This is a genomic window from Erwinia wuhanensis (genome assembly GCF_030484085.1).
Lineage (GTDB): Bacteria > Pseudomonadota > Gammaproteobacteria > Enterobacterales > Enterobacteriaceae > Erwinia > Erwinia aeris.
Genome location: NZ_JAUJUH010000008.1, coordinates 227,291 through 238,916 on the forward strand (window position 1 = coordinate 227,291; position 11,626 = coordinate 238,916).

At 56.0% G+C, this 11,626-nt stretch carries 13 protein-coding genes; 9 read left to right on the plus strand and 4 right to left on the minus strand.

All coding sequences use genetic code 11. From position 1 onward, the window contains the following. Window positions 1–300: 300 nt before the first annotated feature. From QZH36_RS18655 to speG, 3 genes are all read left to right on the plus strand, one after another. Window positions 301–1,185: a dihydrodipicolinate synthase family protein gene (locus tag QZH36_RS18655; RefSeq protein ID WP_301730861.1), complete on the plus strand. Its 885-nt coding sequence runs from the start codon at window positions 301–303 to the stop codon at window positions 1,183–1,185. 624 nt (window positions 1,186–1,809) lie between these two features. Next, window positions 1,810–2,676, plus strand: a complete 867-nt coding sequence (locus QZH36_RS18660) for a nucleoside-specific channel-forming protein Tsx (RefSeq protein WP_253459086.1) — start codon at window positions 1,810–1,812, stop codon at window positions 2,674–2,676. A gap of 121 nt (window positions 2,677–2,797) precedes the next feature. Continuing rightward, the gene (gene speG / locus QZH36_RS18665) at window positions 2,798–3,364 is read left to right on the plus strand and encodes a spermidine N1-acetyltransferase (RefSeq protein ID WP_253459083.1); all 567 of its coding nucleotides are present in this window, start codon (window positions 2,798–2,800) and stop codon (window positions 3,362–3,364) included. A 46-nt stretch (window positions 3,365–3,410) separates the two neighbouring features. Here speG and QZH36_RS18670 read toward each other — a convergent pair whose 3' ends face one another. The 4 genes from QZH36_RS18670 to QZH36_RS18685 all read right to left on the minus strand — a co-directional run bounded on the left by QZH36_RS18670 (window position 3,411) and on the right by QZH36_RS18685 (window position 6,704). Then, window positions 3,411–3,830 (minus strand): hypothetical protein, encoded by a 420-nt coding sequence (locus QZH36_RS18670; protein WP_125289397.1) that lies wholly within the window; start codon window positions 3,828–3,830, stop codon window positions 3,411–3,413. 93 nt (window positions 3,831–3,923) lie between these two features. Further along, entirely contained in the window at window positions 3,924–4,850 is a 927-nt protein-coding gene (gene mmuM / locus QZH36_RS18675) for a homocysteine S-methyltransferase (RefSeq protein ID WP_301730862.1), read from the minus strand. Continuing rightward, window positions 4,837–6,255: an S-methylmethionine permease gene (gene mmuP, locus QZH36_RS18680; protein ID WP_253459077.1), complete on the minus strand. Its 1,419-nt coding sequence runs from the start codon at window positions 6,253–6,255 to the stop codon at window positions 4,837–4,839. The genes mmuM and mmuP overlap by 14 nt, the downstream gene beginning before the upstream one ends. A gap of 113 nt (window positions 6,256–6,368) precedes the next feature. Further along, complete coding sequence (locus QZH36_RS18685) at window positions 6,369–6,704, minus strand: DUF2002 family protein (protein ID WP_125289393.1); 336 nt, start codon at window positions 6,702–6,704, stop codon at window positions 6,369–6,371. A 162-nt stretch (window positions 6,705–6,866) separates the two neighbouring features. Between QZH36_RS18685 and QZH36_RS18690 the strand changes: the two genes are divergently transcribed. The 6 genes from QZH36_RS18690 to nrdF all read left to right on the plus strand — a co-directional run bounded on the left by QZH36_RS18690 (window position 6,867) and on the right by nrdF (window position 11,532). Beyond that, window positions 6,867–7,193, plus strand: a complete 327-nt coding sequence (locus QZH36_RS18690) for a DUF883 family protein (RefSeq protein WP_125289392.1) — start codon at window positions 6,867–6,869, stop codon at window positions 7,191–7,193. Window positions 7,194–7,333: 140 nt separating this feature from the next. Further along, the gene (locus QZH36_RS18695; protein WP_301730864.1) at window positions 7,334–7,546 is read left to right on the plus strand and encodes a hypothetical protein; all 213 of its coding nucleotides are present in this window, start codon (window positions 7,334–7,336) and stop codon (window positions 7,544–7,546) included. Between the two features lie 224 nt (window positions 7,547–7,770). Continuing rightward, window positions 7,771–8,010: a glutaredoxin-like protein NrdH gene (gene nrdH / locus QZH36_RS18700; protein WP_125289391.1), complete on the plus strand. Its 240-nt coding sequence runs from the start codon at window positions 7,771–7,773 to the stop codon at window positions 8,008–8,010. A gap of 4 nt (window positions 8,011–8,014) precedes the next feature. Next, on the plus strand, window positions 8,015–8,416 hold the full coding sequence (gene nrdI / locus QZH36_RS18705; RefSeq protein ID WP_125289390.1) for a class Ib ribonucleoside-diphosphate reductase assembly flavoprotein NrdI: 402 nt from the start codon (window positions 8,015–8,017) through the stop codon (window positions 8,414–8,416). Then, complete coding sequence (nrdE, locus tag QZH36_RS18710; RefSeq protein ID WP_301730866.1) at window positions 8,389–10,533, plus strand: class 1b ribonucleoside-diphosphate reductase subunit alpha; 2,145 nt, start codon at window positions 8,389–8,391, stop codon at window positions 10,531–10,533. Before nrdI ends, nrdE begins: the two co-directional genes overlap by 28 nt. Before the next feature lie 39 nt (window positions 10,534–10,572). Further along, window positions 10,573–11,532: a class 1b ribonucleoside-diphosphate reductase subunit beta gene (gene nrdF / locus QZH36_RS18715; protein WP_301252702.1), complete on the plus strand. Its 960-nt coding sequence runs from the start codon at window positions 10,573–10,575 to the stop codon at window positions 11,530–11,532. The last annotated feature ends 94 nt before the right edge of the window (window positions 11,533–11,626 follow it).

Below are 11,626 nucleotides of genomic sequence, written 5' to 3' on the forward strand. Positions count from 1 at the left end.
CTCAGGCGGCGAACCAAACCCGCAGAAAAGCCAGGATCACAAGGCCGCTGAAAATCACGGCGGTATATTCACTTAGCGGACGGCTGTGCGGCTGTTTCATAGTGTTCTCCTCAGGTTGGTGAGAAGAGTTTCCCGCAGGAATATTAAGGCAACATTAAGGGCGCGCTAAACGGCGGAAAAATGTTGCTTTCGAGCTGGCGGAACCCGCGGGAAAATGCCCGTTGCGGTTTGCCCTCTTATACCGAAATCCTTCTGGTGCTACGCTGCGTGTTTATCCGTCACGCTATTAAGGAAACCTCTATGTTTACCGGTCTCAGCGCGTTCCCTTTAACGCCAATGAATGAAACAGAAATTGATGAGCGCGCTTTTCGCGGTTTGATCCAGCGACTGGCGGCAGCCGGAGTGACGTCGCTTGGCGTGTTGGGTTCGACGGGCAACTACGCTTATCTGACGCGTGAGGAGAGAAAGCGTGTGGTTTCGCTGGCCGTCGAGGAAGCGGGAAAGGTGCCGGTGATGGTGGGCATTGGCGCGCTGCGGACGCGTCAGGTGCTGGAACTGGCCGAAGATGCGCAGCAGGCCGGTGCGAAAGCGCTGCTGCTGGCACCAGTTTCCTACCAGAAGCTGCGGGAAGAAGAGGTGTTTCAGCTGTATCCAAGCGTTAACGACGCTATTTCCGTGCCGCTGTGCCTGTATGACAATCCCGGCACCACGCAATTTACCTTCAGCGATGAGCTGTATGGTCGACTCGCCGGGCTTTCCAGGCTCGCCGCTATTAAAATTCCCGGCGTGCCGGACGATGCCGCCCAGGCAAAAGCGCGGATAGACCGTCTGCGCCAGCTATTGCCGGACAAAATAGCCATTGGCGTCAGCGGCGACGCGCTGGCCGCGCGAGGCCTGAATGCGGGCGGCGAGCTGTGGTTTTCCGTGCTGGGCGGCCTGTTTCCGCAGGTTTGCCAGCGGATTATCCGGCTGAGCGCCGCGGGTCAGCAGCTGGAGGCGCAAAACCTTTCCGATCGGCTGGCCCCGCTCTGGGCGCTGTTTGCAAAATATGGCAGTTTGCGGGTTGTCGCCGCGCTGGCCGCCAGGCTGGGCCTGACGGAAGCGGTTAATCTGCCGCAGCCACTGGCGTCAATTGACCGTGAGGATGCCGGGCGGCTGGAGGCTGTTCTGCCCCTGCTGGAGTGAAAGGCTCCAGCAGCTATCTGCCCCGCTGGAGTAAAAGGCCACAGTAGTAGCAATCATCTGCTGCTGTTGGATTGAAAGGCCAAAGCGGCGGTAATTATCTGCCGCTGCCGGACTGCCAAACCAAAGCGGCGGTAATTATCCGCCGCCGTACTGCCAGCCAGGATGGCGTGAAACAGGGGCGGCCGTTACCTGCCGCCTGACAACTTCGCTCTCTTTACATGGCTAAAAAATGCGCAAAAACCTGCCCTTTATATAAGATCATCTTATAACACAACCTCATAACATTTACCCCGCACCGCTTTCTTTTTCTCAGCATTCCCCCTTACTTCAACAGGCAAACGTTTACCTGGAGACAAACAGGCTTTTTCGGCGCAGACAAGCAACAGCCCGCTTAAGTTCCGTCCTTTGCGTGATCTACATCACACTTTAATTAAAGTGAAATGAAACAGAGTTTGACAACTGTGAGCGATATCTATTTCCTTAAGCGCGGATGACGGCACACTTTTCCGGCATTTATACGGGCGCTTTCGGCACTGAAACCGCCTTCCTGTTCCGTTCCGGATAACGACAGATAAGACCATCGCGCGGGCTGCAGAAAATGGTCGATAAGCATGTGGTAATATAATGAAATATAAATCTCTGATGGCTGGCGCAGTGATGGCGCTTTCATACAGCACCGCTTCTTTTGCTGCCCCCGAGCAGCCGCAGTACGTTTCCGACTGGTGGCACCAGAGCGTTAACGTGGTAGGCAGCTATCACACCCGGTTCGGGCCGCAGTTTAACAACGACGTTTATCTGGAATATGAAGCCTTCGCCAAAAAAGACTGGTTTGATTTTTACGGCTACCTGGATCTGACCAACTTCTTCGGTGCCGGTAACTCCAACGCCAACGGCATTTTCGACCACGGCTCGCCGATGTTTATGGAGATCGAACCGCGCTTCTCCATCGACAAACTGACCAATACCGATCTGAGCATCGGGCCGGTGAAAGAGTGGTATTTCGCCAACAACTATATCTACGATATGGGCCGTAACAGCGACAACCGTCAGAACACCTGGTACATGGGCCTGGGCACCGATATCGATACCCACACGCCGGTCAACCTGTCGCTGAACGTGTACGCTAAATACCAGTGGGAGAACTACGGTGCCGCTAACGAAAACAGCTGGGACGGCTATCGCTTTAAGGTGAAATACTTTGTGCCGCTGACTTCGCTGTGGGGCGGCAACCTGAGCTATATCGGCTTTACCAACTTTGACTGGGGTTCCGATCTGCGCGACAAGAGCGATGCTTCACGCACCAGCAACTCCATCGCTTCCAGCCACGTGCTGTCGCTGGTTTACGATCACTGGCACTACTCCGTGGTGGCGCGTTATTTCCACAACGGCGGCCAGTGGGCAGATGGCCAGGAGCTGAACTTCGGCACGGGTAATTTTGAAGTGAAATCCACCGGCTGGGGCTACTATCTGGTGGCCGGCTACAACTTCTGATCCGCAACGCTTCCTCAACCGCCAGCCCTTTGCGCGCTGGCGGTGCTGTTTTCCCGCTTTTTCCCGCCCGCTGCACGCCCTATACTGCTTGCCCTGGTGCCTCAGTAACAAAGGATGATGTATGCCTGCTTTATCGGCCGAGCAATCGGTAAAATTACGTCCGCTGGAACGCGAAGATCTGCATTTTGTCCACCAGCTGGATAATAACGCCAGCGTGATGCGCTACTGGTTTGAAGAACCTTATGAGGCGTTTGTCGAGCTGTCCGATCTCTATGACAAGCACATTCACGATCAGAGCGAACGGCGTTTCGTGGTGGAGTATGCGGAAGATAAAGTGGGCCTGGTGGAGCTGGTCGAAATCAACCATATTCACCGTCGCGCGGAGTTTCAGATTATTATCGCGCCCGGCCATCAGGGCAAAGGCCTTGCCAGCAAGGCCGCGCTGCTGGCCATGGAGTACGGTTTCTCCGTTCTCAATCTCTACAAGCTTTATTTAATCGTCGATAAAGAGAATAAAAAGGCTATCCACATCTACACCAAGCTGGGATTTGAAATTGAAGGCGAGCTGATCCACGAGTTTTTTATCAACGGCGAGTACCGCAATACCATCCGCATGTGCATCTTCCAGCATCAGTATCTGGCTAAGCACCGCCCGCCGCATACGATGGTTAAGCCCACAGCGCAGTAGCTCCGGCTATCCGGCCCGCCAGCAGCGCGGGCCACCACGTTTTCCGTCAGCCGCGCGCACCGACAGGATTCATAATGATCCGGGCTGGCGGTTCTTCGATGTGGTACATGCCGCCGTTAAATGGATCGACCAGCAGCCAGCCGGGGAAGCCGCCAAGCGGGATATTACCCAGCAGATACCAGAGGTTGGCCTTCTCGTTTAGCGGAATGGTTTGCGGCACGAAGCCCGGCTGCTCCAGCATCAGCAGAAATTTCTTTTTGCCGAAGTAGCTGCCGTCCGATTTTGCCAGCGTCACGGTCTTTGGCGTGTAGCCTTCCGCCACCGCCCGGCCGGTTTCATCCTGCACCACAAATTTTGCCCCTTGTGGCCAGCTCTGAATGCTCACATCCTGGGTTTTGTCGCCCACGATAGTGGCGCATCCGCCAAGCAGCCACGCTGCAAACAGCACCGGTAAAATACGTTTCATAAGCTTTCCTGCCAGGTTAAATAGTGAGAATAGTTGGGCGCAGCGAATAACGCCCGGCGGCTGCGGGCGTTATGGTGCAAAGCTCTGAAGGTATTATCGGCAGCGTTGGGCGATAGCTTTAATATCGGCGGGCGTGGTGCGGCAGCAGCCGCCAATCAGCCTGGCGCCGGCGGCCTGCCATTCGGCAAGGTTATCCGCCAGCGTGCAGGTCGAGGCGTCGCTGTGCCAGCTTTTACTGACGGCATCGTACTGCTCGCCGGAATTGGGATAGACCACCAGCGGCTTCGCGCTCAGCGCGGAGAAAACTTTCAGCGCGGCCGTCACCTTATCCAGCGCGATACAGTTGATCCCCAGCGCCACCGCCTGCGGCTGCGCATCCAAAAAGGCGATGACTTCAGCTAACGGCGTGCCGTCGCTGAGATGTTCGCTGTCGCGCAGCGTAAATGAAAACCAGGCCGGCGTGGCGGGAAACTCTGCCAGTAGCGCGATCAGCGCCTTGATCTCCGCGAAGGAAGGCAGCGTTTCGCAGGCCAGAATATCCGCCCCCGCCGCCACCAGCGCCCGCACGCGCGGCCGGTGGAAAGCCATCATCTCCGCCTGCGGCAGCGCATAGTCGCCGCGATACTCGGAACCGTCGGCCAGAAACGCGCCGTAAGGCCCTACGGAGCCGGCAACCAGCAGCGGCCCGGCCTGCGGCGCGGCGGCCAGATAGTCCTCGCGGGCCTTCACGGCCAGCGCCCCGCTTCGGGCAATCAGCGCCAGCGCAGCCGTTTCATCCAGCCCGCGCTGCGCAAAACCCTGCGGCGTCGCCTGATAGCTGGCGGTGATCGCCACCTGCGCGCCCGCTTTAAAGTAGTCGTAATGCACCTGATAAATCAGTTCAGGATTTTCAATCAGCACTTTCGCAGACCAGAGCGCGTCGCTCAGGTCGCAGCCGCGCGCTTCCAGCTCGGTAGCCATCGCGCCATCCAGCACCAGTCCGGCGGCTACCTGCTGTTTTACGGCATCAATCGACAACATGTGGAGTCTCCTTAGCCTGCTCGCGTTTTTGCAGCAGCTGAGTAAGGTAGTAAGCGCCGTAACAGACGGCGATAAAAGGCAGCCCGCAGTAGAGCGCGATGCGCTGCTCGGGATCGAAAGCCAGCCCGACGCAGGCCAGCAGGCAGAGCACAAAACCTAAAATCGGCGTTAGCGGATACCACGGCGCGCGATATTTCAGTTCGGCAAGCGGTTTACCCGCGCGCAGATGCGCCCGGCGGAAGAAAAAGTGCGCGGCGCAGATGCTCAGCCACACGGCCACCACGGCAAAGCCAGAGATAGCGGAAAGCGCGACGAACACCGTATCCGGCGCGATCACGCTGGAGAACAGCGCCAGCAGGCCGCCCAGCATACTGACGGAAATCGCGGTCAGCGGAATGCCGCGACGGGTCAGGCGGGCAAAGCAGCGCGGCAGCGTGTTCTGATTGGAGAGCGACCAGAGCATCCGGCCAGAGGCGTACAGGCCGGAATTAGCGGCTGACAGAATCGCGGTCAGGATAACGAAGTTAAAGATATCGGCCGCGTAAGGGATACCAATTTTCTCAAACACCAGCACAAACGGGCTTTTCACAATGCCGGCCTGATCCATCGGGATCAGCGCGGCCAGGATCAGCACGGTGCCGATAAAGAAAATAATCAGCCGCGCTACCGTGGTGCGTATCGCCAGCGGCAGCACCTTGTGCGGATTTTCCGTCTCGCCAGCGGCAATGCCAATCAACTCGGTCCCGGAGAACGCGAAGTTTACCGCCACCATCGTCATCAAAATTGGCAGCACGCCGTGCGGCAGCCAGCCGTGCGCGGTCAGGTTGTGGAAGAACGGCGCGCTGCTGCCGTCTTTTAACGGAATAAAGCCGAACATCGCGCCTGCGCCAAGCACGATAAATGCCAGAATGGTGATGACCTTGATCAGCGAAAACCAGAACTCCCCTTCGGCGAAGAAGCGGGAAGAGATAACGTTAAGCAGGAAGATAAGCGCGCAGAACAGCAGGCACCAGAGCCAGACCGGCGACTGGGGGAACCAGTACTGCATACAGAAACCGGCGGCCGTCAGGCTCGATCCCAGCGCCACGGTCCAGGTCAGCCAATAAAGCCACGCCACGGTATAGCCGGTCGCCGGGCTGAGGTAGCGCGCGGCATAAACGTGAAACGCGCCGGTTTCGGGCATCGCGACGGAAAGCTCGCCCAGGCTGAGCATCACCAGATAGACCACCAGCGCGCCAATCAGGTAGGCCAGCAGCGTACCCGCCGCACCGGTAGTGGAAATAATATAGCCGGTATTAAAAAACAGGCCGGTGCCGATCACGCCGCCAAGCGAAAGCATTACCAGATGGCGCGCCTTCATGCTGCGTTTAAATTGTTGCGTATTGTCCTGCTGAGTCTGCTGCATCCTGTTATCCGTATAGACGTCTAAACTTCTACATAGGCCAGGTGTTATACCTGGTCTGTGCCGGTAATGCAACGTCAGGAAACGTAAAGCAGCGCTTTCAGCCCGTCAGGCGATCAGTCGAATACGGATTCGAGATAGCGTTCCAGCGCGGCGCGCGAGCTGAAGCCGTGCGGAATACCGTAGTGATCCCGGCTGTCGCCGACCAGGTACATGGGAAACTGCACGTAGTGCTCACAGGTTTTGATTTCGTTCGCGGGTTCCGCAAAGCTGTGGCTTTTTTCCTTCAGCGTGGGATGGATAACCAGCGCGGTGCGTCCCAGACGCGCTTCGCGATTTACGTACACATAGCTGTCGCCTCGGCGATAGCCGTAAGCTTTTGCGGTGACCGCGTCCATTTCAAATCCCGCTTTTTCCAGTACGCGAGCGACCTCATCAGGGCGTAGATACATGCTTAATCCTCTAATACTTGCCAACTCCGTCACCTTACCTTAGCGCCAGGGCGCAGGGCTTTCGGAATTGTCCAGAAACAGGGTGCGCGGCAGCCCGACGCACGAAATATCTCTCTGATAGTCTATAGTAAATAGTCCGTATCATTTCCAGGAGAGCGCTAAATGTTTAACCGGACGACAAAGAACGAAGATATTGATATCAACCAGGACGTCACTCTGCTGGCTGATACCCTTGATGGCCTGCTGAAATCCTACGGCAGCAAATCGAAAGAAGAAGTTGACGATGCGCGCAGCAAAGCGCAGGCGCTGCTGAAAGAAACCCGCGCTAAGCTTAACGGCGGCGGCAACCGCGTGTCTCAGGTCGCTAAAGACGCAGGCGAGCATGTGGATACCTTTGTGCGGGATAACCCGTGGCACGGCGTCGGCATCGGCGCAGCGATCGGCGTTTTCCTTGGCGCGCTGATTGCGACCAGCACTTCCCGCGATTAATTTTACGCCTGTATGCTCTGATCAGTCCCCGCTTATGCGGGGATTGTTATTTCTGCGGGACGGCGAATTCTGCCGGATAAGAGTGCAGAAGTGGCTGCGGGCGGCAAGTTCTGCTGCCACAGTTACACGACATCTTGTTTATGTGGTTTACCGCTCCCTGCTTTAGCAGCTATATCCAATACCTGCTGTTTTATGACAGCCTTCCCAATAACCTCTTACTGGATATTTCTCGCCCCGCCTCTGCTGGCCATCAGCATCCGGCCTTCGTCATGAATTTATTGCGCCGTACCGCTTGTTTTTTAGCCACGCCGTTTGCCGAATCCCCTTTCAGTTCTGCCATGCAAAAAGCCTGAAATTTTTTTGCCGCGCTAAATCCAGGTGCGGCAAGGCTTTGCCCCGCTTAGCGCTGATAAGCGCACAAGCTATAAGGTTGCAATCGATAAACACCACATCTAGTATTTAATACAGCAACCAACACACAATATATGGTTATGCGGCGTTTCTGCCCGGAAGCTTGCTCAACAGTCTGTCAGCCTTATCCGTGCCGGATATCCGCCTAAAAAGGGAAATACGAATCATGCGCATTATTATTTACACTAAAGATAACTGTGTCCAGTGCGGCGCGACGAAAAGCGCGATGGATAAGCAGGGCATTGCGTATCAGCTGATCAACCTCGATCGGGATCCCACCGAGCTGGAGACGCTGAAAGCGCTGGGCTATCGCCAGGTTCCCGTGGTGATGGCGGAAGGCGAACACTGGAGCGGCTTCCGCCCCGATAAGATCGCCGCGCTGGGCCGTGCCGTCGCGCAGGGCTGACGCCATGCTGGTCTATTTTTCCAGCCAGTCGGAAAACACGCACCGCTTTGTGCTGCGTACCGGCCTGCCCTGTCGCCGTATCCCGATCGGCGGCCAGCCGCTGCGCGTGGCTGAGCCCTATATCCTGGTGGTGCCCAGCTACGGCGGCGGCACCGCCAAAGGTGCCGTGCCGAAGCAGGTCATTCAGTTTCTTAACGATGTCGATAACCGCCAGGGCATTCGCGGCGTAATCGCCGCCGGCAACCGCAATTTTGGCGAAGCTTACTGCCTGGCGGGCAGCATTATTGCGCAGAAATGCCGCGTCCCGTGCCTCTACCGTTTCGAGCTGCTGGGCACTGAAGAAGACATCGCCAACGTATCCAGGGGAGTAACCCAATTTTGGCAACAACAGAAAGCACACCCATAGCGCCAACCACGGCCGACTACCATTCCCTGAACGCGATGCTCAACCTTTACGATGCAGACGGCCATATTCAGTTTGAGAAAGATCGTGAGGCGACGCGCCGCTATTTCTTACAGCACGTGCTGCCAAATACGGTAACGTTCAACTCTGTTAGTGAGCGCTTACAATACCTGGTGGCGGAAGGCTATTACGAAGCCGAGGTGCTGAACGCTTATTCTTTTGATTTTATCAATGCGCTGTTTGAGCAGGCTTACCAGCATCGCTTCCGCTTCCAGACTTTCCTTGGCGCGTGGAAGTTTTACACCAGCTATACGCTGAAAACCTTCGACTGCAAACGCTATCTTGAAGGCTTTACCGAGCGCGTCTGCATGGTGGCGCTGACGCTGGCCAAAGGTGACCAGGCGCTGGCGACGGCGCTGGTGGAAGAGATGCTGTCCGGCCGTTTTCAGCCTGCCACGCCAACATTTCTGAACTGCGGCAAGCAGCAGCGCGGCGAGCTGGTTTCCTGTTTTCTGCTGCGTATTGAAGACAATATGGAGTCGATCGGCCGTTCGGTGAACTCCGCGCTCCAGCTGTCCAAACGCGGCGGCGGCGTGGCGTTTCTGCTTTCTAACCTGCGCGAGGCCGGTGCACCGATCAAGCGTATTGAAAACCAGTCTTCCGGCGTGATCCCGGTGATGAAGATGCTGGAGGATGCTTTCTCCTACGCCAATCAGCTGGGCGCGCGTCAGGGCGCGGGCGCGGTATATTTGCACGCGCATCATCCCGATATCCTGCGCTTTCTGGATACCAAACGGGAAAATGCCGACGAGAAAATCCGTATCAAAACGCTGTCGCTGGGCGTGGTGATACCGGACGTGACCTTCCAGCTGGCGAAGGCCAATCAGCCGATGGCGCTCTTTTCGCCTTACGACGTCGAGCGTATTTACGGCCTGCCCTTTGCCGATATCAGCATCAGCGAGAAATATGAGGAGATGCTGGCCGACGAGCGTATCCGCCGCACCTTTATTAATCCACGCGAGTTCTTCCAGACGCTGGCGGAAATCCAGTTCGAGTCCGGCTATCCCTATATTATGTTTGAGGATACGGTTAACCGCGCCAACCCGATCAAGGGAAGGATTAATATGAGCAACCTTTGCTCGGAGATCCTGCAGGTAAATACGCCGACCGAATACCATGAGGATTTAAGCTATCGTCATATCGGCAAGGATATCTCCTGCAACCTCGGGTCGCTGAATATTGCGCATACCATGGATTCGCCTGACTTTGCCCGCACGGTGGAGATCGCGGTACGCGGCCTGACGGCCGTTTCCGACCAGAGCCATATCCGCTCTGTGCCTTCCATCGAAAACGGCAACGCGCAGTCGCACGCTATCGGCCTGGGCCAGATGAATCTGCACGGCTATTTAGCGCGTGAGGGCATCCACTACGGTTCACCGGCGGCGCTGGACTTTACCAATCTTTACTTCTATGCCGTCACCTATCACGCGCTGCGCACTTCTAACCTGATTGCCCGGGAACGCGGCGAGCGGTTTGCAGGTTTTGCGGCCTCTCGCTACGCCAGCGGCGAATACTTTGACCAGTATGTTAATCAGCCCTGGCAGCCGCGCACGCCGGAAGCCGCCGCGCTGTTTGCCAAAGCGAGTATTACGCTGCCTTCGCAAGAGGACTGGCGGCAGCTGCGCGATATGGTTACGCACTACGGCATCTATAATCAAAATTTGCAGGCGATCCCGCCGACCGGCTCGATCTCCTATATCAATCACGCCACGTCGAGTATTCACCCTATCGTCTCGCGTATTGAGATCCGTAAGGAAGGGAAAACGGGCCGCGTCTACTATCCCGCGCCGTTTATGACCAACGATAACCAGGCGTTTTACCGTGACGCCTACGATATCGGGCCGGAAGCGATTATCGATACCTATGCCGAAGCGACGCGCCATGTCGATCAGGGGCTGTCATTGACGCTTTTCTTCCGCGATACCGCCACCACGCGCGATATCAATAAGGCGCAGATTTACGCCTGGAAGAAAGGCATCAAAACCCTGTATTACATTCGCCTGCGTCAGATGGCCCTGCTCGGCACTGAAGTCGAAGGCTGTGTTTCCTGCTCGCTCTAACCTGACCATAAGGGAGCGAAGGCATTCGCTAAAAATATGATGAAACTACAACGCGTGCACGCTATTAACTGGAACCAGATCGAGGACGAAAAAGATCTGGAAGTCTGGAACCGTTTGACCTCGAACTTCTGGCTGCCGGAAAAAATTCCGCTTTCTAACGATATTCCGGCCTGGAACGGGTTAACCCCACAGGAGCAGCAGCTCACCATCCGCGTCTATACCGGACTGACGCTGCTGGACACCATTCAGAACACCGTTGGCGCCCCGGCGCTGATGGTGGATGCGCTGACGCCGCATGAAGAAGCGGTGATATCGAATATCAGCTTTATGGAAGCGGTACATGCGCGATCCTACAGTTCTATCTTCTCCACGCTGTGCCACACCAGCGATGTCGATGCGGCCTATGAATGGAGCGAAAATAATATCTTTTTGCAGCGAAAAGCCGACATCGTGCTGGAACACTATCATTACAGCGATCCGTTAAAAAAGAAAATCGCCAGCGTTTTTCTGGAGTCCTTTCTGTTCTATTCCGGCTTTTATTTGCCGATGTACTGGTCAAGCCGCGGCAAACTGACCAATACCGCCGATCTGATCCGCCTGATTATCAAAGACGAGGCGGTACACGGCTACTATATCGGCTACAAATACCAGAAGGCGCTGCAAAAAGAGAGCAAGGCCAGACGCAAAGAGCTGCATCAGTTCGCCATGGAACTGATGCTGGCGCTGTATGAAAACGAGCTGGCCTATACGGCGGATCTGTATGAAGGCCCGGACTGGTGCGAAGAGGTGAATAAGTTTTTGCACTATAACGCCAACAAGGCGCTGATGAACTTAGGTTACGAGGCGCTGTTCCCGCCAGAGCTAACCAATGTCGATCCCGCTATTTTGGCCGCGCTTTCTCCCAATGCCGACGAGAACCACGATTTCTTCTCCGGCTCCGGCTCTTCCTATGTGATGGGAAAAGCCGTGGATACCGAAGATGAGGACTGGAATTTTTGAATAAATGCGGGCGGCTTTTTGGCTGGCCGTCCGCTGGCATTATTTTTATTGATCGGACGTTCAATAAAAATTTACTGAAAGATATTCTCCTTTT

Bases quoted from the DNA above. Each gene is read 5' to 3' on its own strand.
- QZH36_RS18655 (WP_301730861.1), top strand. From the start codon at position 301: ATGTTTACCGGTCTCAGCGCGTTCCCTTTAACGCCAATGAATGAAACA.
- mmuP (WP_253459077.1), bottom strand. From the start codon at position 6,255: ATGCAGCAGACTCAGCAGGACAATACGCAACAATTTAAACGCAGCATG.
- nrdF (WP_301252702.1), top strand. From the start codon at position 10,573: ATGAAACTACAACGCGTGCACGCTATTAACTGGAACCAGATCGAGGAC.
- QZH36_RS18685 (WP_125289393.1), bottom strand. From the start codon at position 6,704: ATGTATCTACGCCCTGATGAGGTCGCTCGCGTACTGGAAAAAGCGGGA.
- QZH36_RS18660 (WP_253459086.1), top strand. From the start codon at position 1,810: ATGAAATATAAATCTCTGATGGCTGGCGCAGTGATGGCGCTTTCATAC.
- nrdI (WP_125289390.1), top strand. From the start codon at position 8,015: ATGCTGGTCTATTTTTCCAGCCAGTCGGAAAACACGCACCGCTTTGTG.
- speG (WP_253459083.1), top strand. From the start codon at position 2,798: ATGCCTGCTTTATCGGCCGAGCAATCGGTAAAATTACGTCCGCTGGAA.
- QZH36_RS18670 (WP_125289397.1), bottom strand. From the start codon at position 3,830: ATGAAACGTATTTTACCGGTGCTGTTTGCAGCGTGGCTGCTTGGCGGA.
- QZH36_RS18695 (WP_301730864.1), top strand. From the start codon at position 7,334: ATGTGGTTTACCGCTCCCTGCTTTAGCAGCTATATCCAATACCTGCTG.
- nrdH (WP_125289391.1), top strand. From the start codon at position 7,771: ATGCGCATTATTATTTACACTAAAGATAACTGTGTCCAGTGCGGCGCG.
- QZH36_RS18690 (WP_125289392.1), top strand. From the start codon at position 6,867: ATGTTTAACCGGACGACAAAGAACGAAGATATTGATATCAACCAGGAC.
- mmuM (WP_301730862.1), bottom strand. From the start codon at position 4,850: ATGTTGTCGATTGATGCCGTAAAACAGCAGGTAGCCGCCGGACTGGTG.